Raw genomic sequence first — 16221 nt, 5'->3', positions numbered from 1 at the left:
ACCCCGGAGCACGTGCTGGCCGCCATCCTCGACCAGACCGAAGGGATCGCCGGCCCCATCCTCACCCGGGTCGGTGTCGAGCCGTCCCTGGTGCGCGACCGGATCGCCGACGAGATCGGCCGCCTGCCCCAGGCCCTCGGTGGGCAGGAGCCGGGCATCAATAGGGCCCTCCGCGACGTGCTCACCGCCGCCGACGCCCAGCGCACCGACATGGCTGACGAGTACCTGTCGGTCGAGCACCTCATGCTGGCCATGGCCGACCGCATCGGCGTAGACCGCGACGAGCTGCTCACCGCCCTTCGCGACGTGCGCGGCAGCCACCGGGTCACCTCCCAGAATCCCGAGGAGACCTTCCAGGCCCTCGAGCGCTACGGGCGCGACCTCACCGAGCTGGCCCGCCAGGGCCGCATGGACCCGGTCATCGGCCGGGACGAGGAGGTGCGCCGGGTCATCCAGGTGCTCTCCCGCCGCACCAAGAACAACCCGGTCCTCATCGGCGAGCCGGGTGTGGGCAAGACGGCCATCGTGGAGGGCCTGGCCCAGCGCATCGTGGAGGGGGACGTGCCCGAAGGACTCAAGGGCAAGCGGGTCATCGGGCTCGATCTGGGGTCGATGGTGGCGGGGGCCAAGTACCGCGGTGAGTTCGAGGAGCGCCTCAAGGCCGTCCTGAAGGAGATCACCGACGCCGAGGGCGAGATCGTCACGTTCATCGACGAGCTGCACACCATTGTCGGCGCTGGCGCGGCCGAGGGGGCCATGGACGCCGGGCAGATGATCAAGCCGATGCTGGCCCGGGGCGAGCTTCGCCTCATCGGCGCCACCACGCTCGACGAGTACCGCAAGTCGATCGAAAAGGACGCGGCGCTGGAGCGTCGTTTCCAACCTGTCTTCGTCGGTCAGCCGTCGGTGGCCGACACCATCGCGATCCTGCGCGGCCTCTCCGAGCGCTACGAGGTGCACCACGGCGTGCGCATTCAGGACGCGGCACTCGTCGCGGCCGCCGTGCTTTCCGACCGCTACGTCACGGGGCGCTTCCTGCCTGACAAGGCGATCGACCTGATCGACGAGGCCGCGTCCAAGCTGCGCATCGAGATCGATTCGATGCCGACCGAGCTCGACCAGATCACGCGGCGCATCCGCCAGCTCGAGATCGAGAAGGTGGCCCTCGAGAAGGAGACGGACGACGCCTCCGCCGAGCGCCTCGACCGCCTGCAACGGGAGCTGGCCGACCTGGTCGAGGAGCGGGACGGCATGACCGCGCACTGGCAGCAGGAGAAGGCGTGCATCGACACCATCCGCCAGCTCAAGGAGGAGCAGACGGCGCGGGGCGACGAGGCCGCTCGCCTCGAGCGGGACGGCGACCTGGCCGGCGCCTCGGCCATCCGTTACGGCGAGCTGCCCGAGGTCGAGCGCAAGATCGCCACGGCGACCGAAGAGCTGTCCAAGCTGCAGGCAAGCACGCGCTTCTTGAAGGAGGAAGTGGACGCCGAGGACGTGGCCGAAGTGGTCAGCCGCTGGACGGGCGTGCCCGTCTCCCGCCTCATGGAGGGAGAGGTCGAGAAGCTGGTCAAGCTCGAGACCACACTGCACGAGCGCGTGGTCGGGCAGGACGAGGCCGTGTCCGCCGTGTCCAACGCCATCCGGCGCAGCCGGGCCGGGCTGAGCGACCCCAACCGCCCCATCGGGTCGTTCCTCTTCCTCGGGCCGACCGGCGTCGGCAAGACCGAGCTGGCGAAGGCGCTCGCGGACTTCCTGTTCGACGACGAGCACGCGATGGTCCGGATCGACATGTCCGAATACGGCGAGAAGCACTCGGTCGCCCGGCTGGTCGGCGCGCCGCCCGGATACGTCGGCTACGAGGAGGGCGGCCAGCTCACCGAGGCGGTGCGCAGACGTCCGTACACGGTTGTGCTGCTCGACGAGGTGGAGAAGGCACACCCGGAGGTCTTCGACATCCTGCTTCAGGTGCTCGACGACGGGCGGCTGACCGACGGCCAGGGCCGCACAGTCGACTTCCGCAACACGATCCTGATCCTGACCTCCAACCTCGGCTCGCAGTTCCTGGTCGACCCGGCGCTGCCGGACGACAAGAAGCGTGACCTGGTGATGAACCTGGTACGGGCGACCTTCAAGCCGGAGTTCCTAAACCGGCTGGACGACATCGTGCTGTTCGACGCGCTCGGCACCGAGGAGCTCGGCCGGATCGTGGAGCAGCAGGTGGACCGGCTCCAGCGGAGGCTGTCCGACCGCAGGCTGACTCTCGACGTCACCCTGGCGGCCCGGGATTGGCTGGTGCTCACCGGCTACGACCCGGCGTACGGTGCGCGGCCGCTGCGGCGGCTGGTGCAGTCGTCGATCGGCGACCAGTTGGCTAAGGCGATCCTGTCCGGCGACGTGCGCGACGGATCGACTGTCCGGGTGGATGTGTCGGACACGGAAGACGGTCTGACGGTGGCGACGGCACGCTGATCAGAAAGACGTAAGGGAGCTGGGACGCTTTGGGCGTTCCAGCTCCCTTACGTGCTCAGCGCTACTTATTCAGCGCCGCGAGTCGGTCAAGCGCCTGCCGAAGCACCTCAGTCTTCTTACAGAAGGTGAAGCGGACGAACGGGCTGCCGGCCTTCTTGTCGTCGTAGAAGACCACGCTCGGGATCGCGACGACTCCGGCACGCTCCGGAAGCGCGCGACAGAAGGCGAGACCGTCGTCCTCTCCCAGAGGTCTGATGTCCGTGGTGATGAAGTACGAACCCTCCGTCGCCGACACGCCGAAGCCGATCTCGGCCAGGCCCGCGGCCAGCAGGTCCCTGCGTGCGCGCAGGTCGTCGCGCAGGTCCGTGTAGTACTCGCGCGGCAGCCGCAACGCTTCCGCGATCGCGTACTGGAACGGCCCGCCGTTGACGTACGTAAGGAACTGCTTCGCGCCGCGCACCGCCGCGACCAGCTCAGGGGTCGAGGTCACCCAGCCGATCTTCCAACCGGTGAACGAGAACGTCTTGGCGCCCGAGGAGATCACGACGGTCCGCTCGCGCATCCCCGGCAGCGCCGCCATCGAGACGTGTTCGCCCTCGAAGACCAGATGCTCGTAGACCTCGTCGGTGATGACGATCAGATCGTGCCGCACGGCGAGTTCGGCCAGGCGCCGCGACTCCTGCGCGCTGAGCACCATCCCGGTCGGGTTGTGCGGCGAGTTGAGCAGCAGCACCCTGGTACGCCCGGTGATCGACGCGGCCAGGGCGTCGAGGTCCGGGTGCCAGCGCGGCTGCTCGGGCGTCGGAGACTGGAGCGTGGCGGGCACGCGCACGCCGCCGGCCATGGCGATACACGCCACGTACGAGTCGTAGTACGGCTCGAACGCGATTACCTCGTCGCCGGGATTCACCAGCCCCAGCAAGGCCGCCGCGATCGCCTCGGTTGCACCCGCGGTGATCAGCACCTCAGTATCGGGGTTGTAGTCGAGGCCGTACCAATCGCGCTGGTGGTCGGCCACCGCGTGACGCAGCTCGGGGATCCCGATGCCCGGCGGGTACTGGTTCCCCCGACCCTCGAGGACGGCGCGGGCCGCCGCCTGAGCCACGGACGCGGGGCCGTCGGTGTCCGGGAACCCCTGCCCGAGGTTCACCGAGCCGGTGGCGAGGGCCAGCGCGGACATCTCGGCGAAGATCGTGGTGCCGAGGCCGGCGAGCCGGGCGGCCGGGATCGGGCCGCGGGTCGCCCCGGGGTGAGCACCGCGGGGCGGCGCGAATCCTTCGTTCGAGTGCTCTTGCGCACCCGGTGCGTGATGACTCACGCGCCCTCCACTCGTTGACTCTGGCGGATCGGGCGACTCTGGCGGATCGGCGTCCGGTGCCCGGTCCGCGCCCCAAAGAAGCCTAAGGAAGCCTACGGCCTGGGAGGGTGCGGGATGTTCGTCGATCTGCCGGTCTCCTACTGCGACACCGGCGCTGACGAGCTTGGCTGGTCGATGGATCTCGGGCCGCAGCGTCCGCTCGCGACGCGGCGGCTGGCCTTCGGGCCGTTCCGCGTCGACCTGAGGCTTCTCGGCGCCTCGCACCAGCTGGCGGTCTGGTTGTCGGACAGGACCGCTCCCCTGTGCCTGGAAACCGTGGCGTGCGTGCCAGGGCGCACCGTCCCGCTCCCCCGTGCAGCAGCCCGGGACCTGGGCGGTTGGCGCTACACCTTCGCCTCAGTGATCCGCTCGCACACGGTCGGCGAGTTCTCCCGCCGGGTCTCGCAGCTCGAAGCGCGCGCCACGCTGGGGCTGGCCGGGCGGTATCCGGGCCTGCCGGGCGCGGTGACGGCCGTCGCCGTTCTGCCCTGGCGCTCGGGATTGCGCTGGACGACGTGGCACACGTACCCGCAGAACCGGCACATCGCGACGACGTTGAGTTCGCTACGCCCGACGTAGCGGGCGCAGCGGCTTTAGCCGAGGTGGAGGAAGCAGATGGAAGCGTGCCGCGTGCGACGCCGTCCGTGGTGTCCGATGTGGACGTTCAGCGATGCCGACGATGCCCACAGTCGCCAAGCGGCGTACGCTGACGTGCGGATGCGGCGGTCGGCCGTCGCACCGTCCGCGCGAAGGATGCGGAACCAGGAGAGCGGCTGAGAGCAGCGAGGGTGTCGATGCCGTACGAGGCCACGGTCCCGGTCCACCGACGACTGCTCTGGCCCGCTGTGATCGACCCGGAGCGGCTGCTCGGGGCGCTGCCCAATGCGGTGATCGACGCCTCCGGGAACCAGGGAGTGGCCGGCCGGCTGCGGGTGCGGATGCGCGACCAGACCGTCACCTTCCGCGGAATCGCCCGGATCGTGGAGGTCGTGCCGACCTCGCTGCGGGTGGCGATCGAGGTCGAGGCCACGTTCGGCCGTTCCGGCGGGGCGGTCGAAGGGGTCGTGGAGATCACCCTGCGCGCGTCCGGGTCCGGCACGCGCGCGGTCGTGACCGGGAATCTGAGCCCGACGGACGAATCCTCCCCGCTGCCCGCCGCCGACACCGTCGACGCGGCGCTCGACAGGATCGTGCGGCGGTGGTTCACCACGTTGGCGGAGAGCTCCCCTGCCGCCTCGAAGCCCGAGCCACCGGAGGCGCCGCCCGCGCTGGCCGAGCCGGCGCGTCCCCCCGAGCGCGCACCGCTCGCCGTCGTGCGTGACGTACCGCCGCAGGACGTCACGGCCACGGGAACAGCAGCGGTCGCGAACGCCGAGGAAGCGGTGGCAGACGCGGACGAAAGCGCCGACGACAACGCTGAGCAGCCCGACGGCCAAGGCGACGAAACCACAGCCTCCGCTGACCCACACGCTGCGAATAAAGCAACAGGGCACGAAGCAACAGAGGGTGAAGCAACAGGGGACGAATCCGCTGAGGGCGAAGACGAAGAAGACGAAGCGGAACGCTCCGAACCAGAAGCGAAGCCGCCAGCGTCGACGCCCGCACTGTCGATTCCGCCGACGATGCAGCCGGCCGCGGCGAAGAGCGCGACGCCGCAGGTCCAGCTGCGCCTCGTATCCAGCCGCGAGGATGTGCCGCCGCAGGACGACGATCCGGTGGAGAACGGCGCGTCCGGCAACGGCAGGCCGTGGGTTCACTCCGCCCAGCCCGACGACGAGCCCGACCAGTCCGGATTTCCGCCAGAGCAAAGCCTCGACATCGACACTGGCTCGGAGTTCCCGGAGGACACTGCCGAGGACATCTGGAGCCGGTTACGCGATCGGGGACTGCCGCGGTGGATCCCGGTCGCCTTCAGCGCGGTGCTGGCGGCGCTCGGCAGCGCCGTGCTCGTCATCGTGGCCCTGCGCCGCCACTATCGCCGGCACCACGGCTAGCGCGGTGTCCACCAACGTTCGCCAGGTCGCTTCCGTCGGCAGAGCAGCCCGCTCACAACTTCCGCACCTGGTCAAGGTTTCGTGGACACCGCACTACGCGCGCCGGGAAGGAAATCGGCGGTCCCAGCGCGATTTTCCCAATGCCTTGATACTCGAAGTTGAACCGGGCGGCGCACTTCTGGCGCACTTCAAACGCGCACGGCGCCGGTGAGGCGAAGCTTCGCCCTCCGGTGTCGAGTCTTGTCATCGGATCGAGTGGTTGTCGGTTGATTTGGCGGATTCTGCCCTGCGTTGCTCCTACTGTGTGCACCACGTCCTCCGCCGCAAGTCAGGAGCCGAAGCGCATGTACGTCGAAGGGTGGAACGTCCACCGAGTCGTCCGACCCAGCCGCCTGGCCAACGCCGTGATCGAGCGGCTGTTGCTCCGGATACTGGACGGGGAGTTCCAGGCGGGCGGCGACCTTCCGCCCGAGGCCGCGCTCGCGCAGGAGTTCGCGGTCAGCCGGACCATCCTGCGCGAGGCGTTGAAGGCGCTCGAGGAGAAGCGCGTCCTGCGGATCCGGCACGGCCGGGGCACGACGGTGCGGCCGAAGTCGGACTGGAACATCCTCGACCCGCTGGTGCTGTCGGTGCTGCTGCAGTACGGCGGTTCGCCGACGCTGGCCTCCGACCTCGACGAGGTGCGCACGGCGCTGCAGCTGCTGATGGCCGACCTCGCCTCGCAGCGGATCACCCCCGAGCAGCGCGACCGCCTCGACTCCGCCCTCGGCCGGATGCGCGCCTGCCTGCCGGACGCGATGAACCCGGGCGACCTTCCAGCGTACCGCGAGGCGGTGCACCAGTTCGCCCGCGTGCTCGCGGACGCGTCGGGGAACGAGGTCGCGCGGTGCGTGGTGGAGACGATCGACGTGCCGGGCATCGAGGACGACGGCGACGTGCTGGCCGAGCTCACCAAGACACACGAATTCGCCGAACGGCTCTACTCGCGCGTGGTGCACGGCCCGGACGGCCTGCGCCACATCGAGGGGGCATCGGGAACCACACCTCAGCCGCTCGCCGCAGCCACCGGGATCGCACTGCCGAGCCAGCCGCCGCTGCGTCCGGCCACGCCGCTGCGCCGCCGACCCGGCGAACTGCGCACCACGATGGTCGGCGCGGGCACCGGCGCGCGGCCGACCCTTTAGCAAGCTGATCGCCTGTCCGGTCGGGGCGTCTTAGGCGTTGCCTATGCTTTTGGGCGACGCCCCGACCGGAAGGATCGCCCCGCAATGCCGATCACGTTCGCCCCGGAAAGCCCGCAGCGCACCGAGTTGCTAGCCGAGATCAAGGCCAAGGCCGTGGTGCACGGCAAGGTGATCCTCAGCTCCGGGCGGGAGGCGGACTTCTACATCGATCTGCGCCGCGTGGGCCTCGACGGCTCGGTGGCGCCCCTGGTCGGCCGGGTCATGCTCGACACCGTGCGGGGCCTGGACTTCGACGCGGTCGGCGGCCTCACGTTGGGCGCCGACCCGGTGGCCGCCGCGATGATGCACGCCGCGGCGGCGCACCCCGAGCTGGTCGGCGGCCGCAAACTCGACGCGTTCGTCGTGCGCAAGACCGAAAAAGCGCACGGGTTGCAGCGGCGGATCGAGGGCCCGGACATCGCCGGGCGCCGGGTGCTGGTCGTCGAGGACACCTCGACCACCGGCCAGTCCCCGATGACCGCGGTCGAGGCGGCGCGCGCGGCCGGAGCCGAGGTCGTGGCGGTGGCGGTGATCGTCGAGCGCGGCGCCGAGCCGGTCATCGCGGCCGCCGGAATCCCGTATCACGCCGCGTTCAGCCTCGCGGATCTCGGCCTGGCGTAACAGATCCGCGGCATCGACCGGCCTGCCTCGCGTAGCAGGTGCGCAACAGTGCGCCCCCACAGGCACCGGCGTTAGCTTGATGTACGTCCGGCGCCAGTACGCTGGCCCCGTGACGCATCACCTCGCCCTCAGCATCCTCGACCCGGCATCCCTGATCACGTCGTTCGGACTGGTCGGCGTCTACGCCATCATCTTCGTCGAATGCGCGCTGATCATCGGGTTCTTCCTGCCCGGCGACTCGCTGCTGTTCGTGGCGGGCGTAGCCGCCTCGAGCGCGGCCGACAAACTCGTCGGCGCGCACCTCAACTACGCCGCACTGCTCGTCGTCACCCCGATCGTGGCCATCGTCGGCTCGCAGATCGGCCACTACACCGGGGCGAAGTTCGGGCGCCGGCTGTTCGAAAAGCCGGACTCGCGGTTCTTCAAGCGCCGCTACGCGGTACGCGCCGAGTTCTACTTCAACAAGTACGGTGGCGCGAAGGCCGTGCTGGTCAGCCGGTTCATCGTCGGGGTACGCACCTTCGTCAACCCGTTGGCCGGGATGCTCGAGATGCCCGCGCGCACGTTCCTGCTGTGGAGCACGATCGGCAACATCGTCTGGGTCGAGCTGATGCTGGTGCTCGGCCACGCGCTCGGCACCAAGGTCAAGGGCAACATCGACACCACGATCCTGCCGATCGCCGCGGTCGTCGCGGTGATCACGCTGATCCCGCTCGCCCTCGAAATGCTCAAGGAGCGGCGCGCCGCCCAGCGCGGAGAGCTCACGGAACTGCAGCGCTTCGAGCGCGAGCAGGAGGAGCTGTTCCAGGCCCGCCAGCAGACCGACGACCCGGGACAGGTGGCGGTGGCCGCATCCCGGCACCGCAAGTAGCGTGTACTGAGCTTTCAGCGGCCTCGGCGCCGCAGCTGAAGAAGGCCGGAGGCGGCCGTGATCGGGGATACGTCCCGTATCACGGCCGCCTTGCTGTTCTCCAACCCGCGTCTGCGAAACTGACAATGACGAGACCGACGACCGCTTCGAGGAGTCCATATGCCCATCGCAACGCCTGAGGTTTACACCGAGATGATCAGCCGGGCCAAGGCCGGCCGGTTCGCGTATCCCGCCATCAACGTAACCTCGTCGCAGACGCTGAACGCCGCACTGCGCGGCTTCGCCGAGGCGGAGAGCGACGGCATCGTCCAGGTCTCCACGGGTGGCGCGGAGTTCCTGGCCGGCACCACCGTCAAGGACATGGTGGTCGGCGCGAGTGCGCTCGCCGAGTTCGCGCACGTGGTCGCCGCCAAGTACGACGTGAACATCGCGCTGCACACCGACCACTGCCCGAAGGACAAGCTCGACGGCTTCATGCGGCCGCTGGTCGCGATCTCCCAGGAGCGGGTCGCCAAGGGCCTCGAGCCGCTGTTCCAGTCGCACATGTGGGACGGCTCCGCGGTGCCGCTGGACGAGAACCTGCGGATCGCGGCCGAGCTGCTCGAGCAGACCACGAAGGCGCGCACCATCCTCGAGATCGAGATCGGCGTCGTCGGCGGCGAGGAGGACGGCGTCGCCAACGAGATCAACGAGAAGCTCTACACCACGCCCGAGGACGTGCTGAAGACCGCCGAGGTGCTGGGCATCGGCGAGAAGGGCGCCTACCTGCTGGCCGCCACCTTCGGCAACGTGCACGGCGTCTACAAGCCGGGCAACGTGAAGCTGCGTCCCTCCATCCTCAAGGAGATCCAGGACGCGGTCGGCGCCAAGTACGGCAAGGAGAAGCCGTTCAACCTGGTCTTCCACGGCGGCTCCGGTTCGCTGCTCTCGGAGATCCGCGAGGCGCTGGACTACGGCGTGGTGAAGATGAACGTCGACACGGACACCCAGTACGCGTTCACCCGGCCGATCGCCGACCACATGTTCCGCAACTACGACGGCGTGCTGAAGGTCGACGGCGAGGTCGGCAACAAGAAGGCCTACGACCCCCGCTCGTACGGCAAGTCGGCCGAGGCCGGGATGGCCGCCCGCGTGGTGACCGCCTGCCAGGACCTGCGGTCCGCCGGAACCAAGATCAAGTAGTTCGACGGCGGCTGGTCCCCACGGCAGTGTCCACGGCAGGTCGGCGGGTCGCCGGACCGACGCGGTTTAAGACGACCGGTCATCTCAAGATCTCGGAGGCGAGGAGAACGAGCCGACGGGAACGGAGAAGGCCGGACCCGGTGGCGGTGCTCCCTTTTCAGACCCGGGAAGGGATCACCGCCACCCGACCGGACCTGCGGTTCCCCGTCGCCCGGCGGGCCACCCGAATGGCCGCCGGCCGGGACCTCGGGTAGACTCTTGACGCAAGAGGCCCGGTTGCGCTTGCGCCCGGGCCCTCACTATGTCCGGGAAGAGGTGTACCGGAATGCCGGCACTCGTGCTCGTGGGCGCCCAGTGGGGCGACGAAGGCAAGGGCAAGGCCACCGACCTGCTCGGCGGATCGGTCGACTACGTCGTGCGCTACCAGGGCGGCAACAACGCGGGCCACACGGTCGTCATCGGCGACCAGTCCTACGCGCTGCACCTGCTGCCCTCCGGGATCCTCACCCCCGGCTGCGTACCGGTGATCGGCAACGGCGTGGTGATCGACCCGGCGGTGCTCTTCCAGGAGATCGACGGCCTCGAGGCGCGCGGCGTGAACACCTCCCGACTGCTCATCTCGGCGAACGCGCACCTGATCACGCCCTACCACCGGACCGTGGACAAGGTCACCGAGCGTTTCCTCGGCAACAACCGGATCGGCACCACCGGCCGCGGCATCGGCCCCACCTACGCGGACAAGATCAACCGGGTCGGCATCCGGGTCCAGGACCTGTTCGACCCGGGCATCCTGCACCAGAAGATCGAGGGCGCGCTGCGCGACCGCAACCAGATGCTGGTCAAGGTCTACAACCGGCGCGCGATCGTGGCCGAAGCCATCGTCGAGGAGTACCTCGGCTACGCCGAGCGGCTGCGGCCCTACGTCGTCGACACCGGGCTGCTGCTGAACAAGGCGCTGGACGAGGGCAAGGTGGTCGTGCTCGAGGGCAGCCAGGGCACGCTGCTCGACGTCGACCACGGCACCTATCCGTTCGTCACCTCGTCCAACCCGACGGCGGGCGGCGCCTGCGCGGGGTCAGGCATCGGCCCGACGAAGATCACCCGCGCGATCGGGATCCTTAAGGCCTACACGACCCGCGTGGGCTCCGGGCCGTTCCCGACCGAGCTGTTCGACGCCGACGGCGATGCGCTGCGGACCAAGGGGCACGAGCGGGGCGTCACCACCGGCCGGGACCGGCGCTGCGGCTGGTTCGACGCGGTGATCGCGCGCTACGCCGCCCGGGTGAACGGCCTGACCGATTTCTTCCTGACCAAGCTGGACATCCTCACCGGCTGGGAGCGGGTCCCGGTGTGCGTGGCGTACGACGTGGACGGGGTGCGGCACGACGAGATGCCGATGACGCAGACCGAGTTCCACCACGCCAGGCCGATCTACGAGTATCTGCCGGGCTGGGACGAGGACATCACCAAGGCGAAGGACTTCTCCGACCTGCCGCCGAACGCCCAGGCGTACGTGCGGTCGCTGGAGGAGATGTCCGGCGCGCCGATCTCGGCGATCGGCGTCGGGCCGGCCCGGGACGCGACCATCCAGCTGCGCAGCTTCCTGTAGGTACCCGCAGAGGTCCCGTAGGTTCCGCAGAGTCATAGTGGCTCTTCAACGTTCGCCGCGGCGGGGGCGCCTATTCCCCAATGCGCGATCTACAGCCGCCATCAAGCCGCGGCGAACGTTGAAGAGGCGACACAGTGACCCGATCGGGCCGCGCCGTCGTACACAGTGATGGTGGAGCGGCCCGATCGGCGTTCCTACGCTGGGTGTCATGACCGATACCGCTCTGCCCCCCGTCATGCCCGGTGCTGACGAGCCCACCGCCGATCCGGACCAGGGGAAGGCGGTGTTCGAGCGGGACCGCGCCCACGTGTTCCACTCGTGGTCCGCCCAGGACCAGATCGCCCCCACCCCGATCGCCGCCGCCCGCGGGTCCCGCTTCTGGGACTACGACGGCAACAGCTACCTCGACCTGGCCAGCCAGCTGGTCTTCACCAACATCGGACACCAGCACCCGAAGGTGGTCGCGGCCATCCAGGAGCAGGCAGCCCGGCTGTGCACAGTCGCCCCGCAGTTCGCGAACGACAAGCGGGCCGAGGCCGCGGAACTGATCACGTCGTACGCGCCCGAAGGGCTGAACCGGGTGTTCTTCACCAACGGCGGCGCCGATGCGATCGAGAACGCGGTGCGGATGGCCCGTATCCACACCGGTCGACCTAAGGTGCTCACCGCGTACCGGTCCTACCACGGCAACACGACAACCGCGATCAGCCTTACCGGCGACCCGCGGCGTTGGGGCAACGAGTCCGCGGCGCACCGCGACGGCAACACGGCGCACTTCTTCGGCCCGTACCTCTACCGGTCGCACTTCTACGCGACCACCCCGGAGGAGGAGTCGGAGCGGGCACTGGCCCACCTGGAGCAGACGATCCAGTTCGAGGGCCCGACCACGATCGCGGCGATCGTGCTGGAGACGGTCGTCGGCACCGCCGGCATCCTCATCCCGCCGCCGGGTTACCTCGCCGGGGTGCGCGCGCTGTGCGACCGGTACGGGATCATCTACATCGCCGACGAGGTCATGGCCGGTTTCGGCCGGACCGGGAAGTGGTTCGCGATCGACCACTGGAACGTCGCACCCGACCTGATCGCCTTCGCCAAGGGCGTCAACTCGGGATACGTCCCGCTCGGCGGCGTGATCATCTCCGACGCCATCCACGACACGTTTCGCCAGCAGGTCTTCCCCGGCGGGCTGACCTATTCGGGGCATCCGCTGGCCTGCGCCGCAGCCGTGGCCACCATCGAGGTCATGCGCGAGGAGCAGATCGTCGAGCACGCGGCCTGGCTGGGCGAGAACGTGCTCGGCCCGGGGTTGCGCGAGATCGGCGCACGGCACCCGTCGGTCGGCGAGGTGCGCGGTCTCGGTGCGTTCTGGGCGCTTGACCTGGTCAAGGACCGGCAGACGCGGGAGATGCTGGTTCCGTACGGCGCTGGCGGAGCGGCGGCGGCACCGATGAACGCCGTGCTGGCCGAGTGCAAGAAGCACGGCGCGTGGCCGTTCACGAACTACAACCGGCTCCAGATCACCCCGCCGCTCAACCTGTCGGAGGACGAGGCGCGGGAAGGGATGGCGGCGATCGACAAGGCGCTGGCCGTGGCGGACAAGTACGTCGTCGAGTCCTGAACAGTTCTCTACGCCTCACCGCAGCACCGAACAAACTGTTCATGACACTCGCGTAGCCGTGCGGGTCAGCCTCAAGTCTGACCCGCACGGCCTCTGCGTAGTCCCTCGTGGACGATGCGTGGCCACGCGAACACTTCTAGGCTGATCGTCGTGGCAGATTCGGTGCGGGCACTGAGCGGCGACGACACCGTCGGCGCGGCCGGCGCCGCCTCCGAGGCTTCCACGCGCGCCTCTCCGGCCAGCGGGCGCGGGGCGCTGCTGCACGGACTTCGCAGCGTTCTGAGCGGTCCGGATCTGCACTCGTTCCGGCTGCTCTTCGCGACCCGGCTGACCGGCCAGTTCGCCGACGGCGCGTTTCAGGTCGCCCTCGCCTCCTATGTGGTGTTCTCCCCCGAGAAGCAGGCCACGGCGGGCGCGGTGGCGCAGGCCTTCGCCGCGCTTCTGCTCCCGTTCGCCGTCGTCGGGCCGTTCGCCGGGGTCTTCCTGGACCGTTGGGACCGGCGCCTGGTGATCGTCTGGGCGAACCTGATGCGCGCCGTGCTGGTGGTTGGCGTGATCCTCTGCCTCGGCTTCGGGCTGGGCAACGGGCCGTTCTACGTCGGCGCGCTGGCGGTCCTGTCCGCGAACCGGTTCATCCTGGCCGGGCTCTCGGCGGCGCTGCCGCACACCGTTCCCCCGAGCCAGCTGGTGACGGCGAACGCGGTGTCCCCGACCGCCGGCACCCTCGTCGCGACCACCGGCGGAGCGATCGGCCTGATCATGAACGCCCTGGTGGGCACCGGCCTGAAGTCGACGATCGGGGTGCTCGCCACGGTCGCCGCGCTGTACTGCGCCGCGTCGTTCGTCGCCCTGGCGATCCCCGCCGGGCTGCTCGGGCCGGACGAGGCCCCGGGCGACGACATGTGGGCCGCGGTGCGGTCGGTGGCCCGTGGTATCGCCGATGCCGCGGGACACGTCAAGCAGCGTCCGAGCGCCGGGCGCGCCCTCGTGGCGATCTCGGTGTCGCGGTTCTGCTACGCAGCCGTCACCATCATGACGCTGCTGCTGTTCCGCAACTACTTCAACAACCCGCACGACACGAACAAGGGCCTGGCCGGCTTCGCGCTCGCGGTGGGCCTGTCCGGGCTGGGCTTCGGCGTCAGCGCGGTGATCACGCCGCTCGTGACGCGGCGGATGCGGCTCGAGGCGTGGATGACGCTCTGCCTGCTCGGCGCGGCGGCGACCGAGATCGTGTTCGGCGTCGCGTTCGAGCAGACGCCGCTGCTGGTCGGGGCGTTCCTGCTGGGCGTGGTGTCTCAGGGGCAGAAGATATGCACCGACACGCTCGTGCAGCGGCACGTCGACGACGAGTTCCGCGGGCGCGTCTTCGTCTTCTACGACATCCTCTACAACTCGTCGTTCGTGGTGGCCGCCGCTTTCGCCGCGGCGGCCCTGCCACCCTCGGGTGTGTCTTATCCGGTGCTGTTCATCGTCGCGGTCTGCTACGCCGGGGTCGGCGTCTGGTACTGGTTCAGGTCCCAGAAGCGTCCGGATGCGCCGATACCGCCTCCTGGGACTCAGCCTGCGACCCCCACCACGTCCGCAATGCGTTAACCGCCGCTTCTTCGCCCAAAGGCCCTTCGTCGAGCCTCAGCTCCAGCAGGTACTTGTAGGCGCGGCCGACGAGCGGTCCGGGGCGCAGATTAAGCACCTCCATGATCTGGTTCCCATCGAGGTCCGGACGGATGGAGTCCAGTTCCTCCTGCTCTCTGAGGCGCTCGATGCGTGCCTCAAGCGCGTCATAAGACGCGGCGAGCGCGGTTGCCTTACGTCGGTTGCGCGTCGTGCAGTCGGACCGGGTGAGCTTGTGCAGCCGGTCCAGCAGCGGCCCGGCGTCGCGCACATAGCGGCGTACCGCCGAGTCGGTCCATTCGCCGTCGCCGTAGCCGTGGAAGCGCAGATGCAGCTCGACCAGGCGTGCCACATCGTCCACGAACTCGTTCGAGTACTTCAGCTCCCGCAGCCGCTTCTTGGTCATCTTCGCGCCGACGACCTCGTGGTGGTGGAACGAGACGCCGCCGCCCGGCTCGAACCGGCGGGTGCGCGGCTTGCCGATGTCGTGGAGCAGCGCGGCCATGCGCAGCACCAGGTCCGGGCCGTCGTCCTCCAGCTCGATGGCCTGGTCCACGACGGTGAGCGTGTGCTCGTACACGTCCTTGTGCCGGTGGTGCTCGTCGATCTCCAGGCGCAGCTTCGGCAGCTCGGGCAGGAAGTGGTCGGCCAGCCCGGTGTCGGTCAGCAGGCCGAGGCCGCGCCGCGGGTCCGCTCCGGCCAGCAGCTTGGACAGCTCGTCGCGCACCCGCTCGGCCGACACGATCTTGATCCGCTCTGCCATCGCGGTCATCGCGGCCAGGACCTCCGGCGCGACGTTGAACCGTAGTTGCGCGGCGAAACGGGCGGCGCGCAGCATCCGCAGCGGATCGTCGGAGAAGGACTCCTCGGGGGTGGCCGGGGTGCGCAGGATTCCGAGCGCGAGGTCGGCCAGACCGCCGTGCGGATCGACGAATTCCAGCTCCGGGAGCCGCACCGCCATCGAGTTGACCGTGAAATCCCGGCGGACCAGATCCTCCTCGAGACTGTCGCCGTAGGACACGGCCGGCTTGCGCGAGTCGCGGTCGTAAGCCTCGCTGCGGTACGTGGTGATCTCGAGCTTGTATCCGTGCTTCTGGCAGCCGACGGTGCCGAAAGCGATGCCGACCTCCCACACCGCGTCCGCCCAGCCGCGCACGAGCTTGAGGACCTGCTGGGGGCGGGCGTCCGTGGTGAAGTCGAGGTCATCCCCCAGCCGGCCGAGCACCGCGTCCCGCACCGAGCCGCCGACCAGCGCGAGCGCGTGGCCGGCCGCGGCGAAGCGCTCGGCCAGCTCACTCGCAGCGGGGTTCAGGCGCAGCTTCTCCACCGCGGCGCGGGCCGCTTCGGCGGCCGCCGGGGGCAGGCGGGTCGACGAATTGTGAATCGACGCGTTGTGAATCGACACAGCGGGATCCGAACGAGAGATAGACACGTCATCCAAGGGTACGTGCTCCGACTCGCAGCCAGCCGACCGCGTCTTCTGGCCGCTGTTCGAGGTGGCCGGGGCGGCGGCGAAAGATCGCGTGGCAGGGAAACGTTTTTCTCCTGCTACTCGATCTGAAACCGCCATGAAGCCCCGGCCACCTCGAAGAGCCAACAGACACCGGCGCGTAGACAGGTCGACGGCGGCCGGAGCTGCTCAGCCGACGACACTAGGATTCCGCCC

The 16221-nt window shown here is 69.3% G+C and carries 12 protein-coding genes; 10 read left to right on the top strand and 2 right to left on the bottom strand.

What is annotated here, in order from left to right:
• On the top strand, nucleotides 1–2469 hold a 2469-nt coding region (clpB, locus tag VGZ32_RS14080; protein ID WP_326886455.1), incomplete at its 5' end, for an ATP-dependent chaperone ClpB.
• A 61-nt stretch (nucleotides 2470–2530) separates the two neighbouring features.
• Here the strand turns inward: clpB and VGZ32_RS14075 are convergent.
• On the bottom strand, nucleotides 2531–3649 hold the full coding sequence (locus VGZ32_RS14075; RefSeq protein WP_414642540.1) for a pyridoxal phosphate-dependent aminotransferase: 1119 nt from the start codon (nucleotides 3647–3649) through the stop codon (nucleotides 2531–2533).
• A gap of 252 nt (nucleotides 3650–3901) precedes the next feature.
• Between VGZ32_RS14075 and VGZ32_RS14070 the strand changes: the two genes are divergently transcribed.
• The 9 genes from VGZ32_RS14070 to VGZ32_RS14030 all read left to right on the top strand — a co-directional run bounded on the left by VGZ32_RS14070 (nucleotide 3902) and on the right by VGZ32_RS14030 (nucleotide 14537).
• Complete coding sequence (locus VGZ32_RS14070) at nucleotides 3902–4405, top strand: DUF2617 family protein (RefSeq protein WP_326886453.1); 504 nt, start codon at nucleotides 3902–3904, stop codon at nucleotides 4403–4405.
• Between the two features lie 209 nt (nucleotides 4406–4614).
• Nucleotides 4615–5820 (top strand): hypothetical protein, encoded by a 1206-nt coding sequence (locus tag VGZ32_RS14065; protein ID WP_326886452.1) that lies wholly within the window; start codon nucleotides 4615–4617, stop codon nucleotides 5818–5820.
• Between the two features lie 344 nt (nucleotides 5821–6164).
• A complete protein-coding gene (locus VGZ32_RS14060) occupies nucleotides 6165–7004 on the top strand; it encodes a FadR/GntR family transcriptional regulator (protein ID WP_326886451.1) in 840 nt (279 codons plus the stop codon).
• An 84-nt stretch (nucleotides 7005–7088) separates the two neighbouring features.
• Complete coding sequence (gene pyrE / locus VGZ32_RS14055) at nucleotides 7089–7664, top strand: orotate phosphoribosyltransferase (RefSeq protein WP_326886450.1); 576 nt, start codon at nucleotides 7089–7091, stop codon at nucleotides 7662–7664.
• A gap of 109 nt (nucleotides 7665–7773) precedes the next feature.
• Entirely contained in the window at nucleotides 7774–8535 is a 762-nt protein-coding gene (locus VGZ32_RS14050; protein ID WP_326886449.1) for a DedA family protein, read from the top strand.
• 159 nt (nucleotides 8536–8694) lie between these two features.
• Nucleotides 8695–9717, top strand: coding sequence for a class II fructose-bisphosphate aldolase (gene fbaA / locus VGZ32_RS14045; RefSeq protein ID WP_326886448.1), 1023 nt, complete (start codon nucleotides 8695–8697; stop codon nucleotides 9715–9717).
• A gap of 325 nt (nucleotides 9718–10042) precedes the next feature.
• Nucleotides 10043–11326 (top strand): adenylosuccinate synthase, encoded by a 1284-nt coding sequence (locus VGZ32_RS14040; protein WP_326886447.1) that lies wholly within the window; start codon nucleotides 10043–10045, stop codon nucleotides 11324–11326.
• Nucleotides 11327–11534: 208 nt separating this feature from the next.
• Entirely contained in the window at nucleotides 11535–12944 is a 1410-nt protein-coding gene (locus tag VGZ32_RS14035; protein ID WP_326886446.1) for an aspartate aminotransferase family protein, read from the top strand.
• A gap of 150 nt (nucleotides 12945–13094) precedes the next feature.
• The gene (locus VGZ32_RS14030) at nucleotides 13095–14537 is read left to right on the top strand and encodes an MFS transporter (RefSeq protein WP_326886445.1); all 1443 of its coding nucleotides are present in this window, start codon (nucleotides 13095–13097) and stop codon (nucleotides 14535–14537) included.
• Here VGZ32_RS14030 and VGZ32_RS14025 read toward each other — a convergent pair.
• Entirely contained in the window at nucleotides 14455–15939 is a 1485-nt protein-coding gene (locus tag VGZ32_RS14025; protein ID WP_349263597.1) for a CCA tRNA nucleotidyltransferase, read from the bottom strand. The two genes, VGZ32_RS14030 and VGZ32_RS14025, sit on opposite strands and share 83 nt — an antisense overlap.
• Nucleotides 15940–16221 lie beyond the last annotated feature (282 nt).

This window comes from Actinocrinis sp. (assembly GCF_035938995.1).
GTDB lineage: Bacteria > Actinomycetota > Actinomycetes > Streptomycetales > Catenulisporaceae > DASZGI01.
The sequence above is the reverse complement of the archived record's forward strand: the minus strand, read 5'-3'. Positions and strand labels throughout refer to the sequence as shown.

Coding starts and splice junctions, on each gene's coding strand:
- VGZ32_RS14035 (WP_326886446.1), top strand. CDS start 11,535: ATGACCGATACCGCTCTGCCCCCCGTCATGCCCGGTGCTGACGAGCCC.
- pyrE (WP_326886450.1), top strand. CDS start 7,089: ATGCCGATCACGTTCGCCCCGGAAAGCCCGCAGCGCACCGAGTTGCTA.
- VGZ32_RS14075 (WP_414642540.1), bottom strand. CDS start 3,649: ATGTCCGCGCTGGCCCTCGCCACCGGCTCGGTGAACCTCGGGCAGGGG.
- fbaA (WP_326886448.1), top strand. CDS start 8,695: ATGCCCATCGCAACGCCTGAGGTTTACACCGAGATGATCAGCCGGGCC.
- VGZ32_RS14060 (WP_326886451.1), top strand. CDS start 6,165: ATGTACGTCGAAGGGTGGAACGTCCACCGAGTCGTCCGACCCAGCCGC.
- VGZ32_RS14040 (WP_326886447.1), top strand. CDS start 10,043: ATGCCGGCACTCGTGCTCGTGGGCGCCCAGTGGGGCGACGAAGGCAAG.
- VGZ32_RS14070 (WP_326886453.1), top strand. CDS start 3,902: ATGTTCGTCGATCTGCCGGTCTCCTACTGCGACACCGGCGCTGACGAG.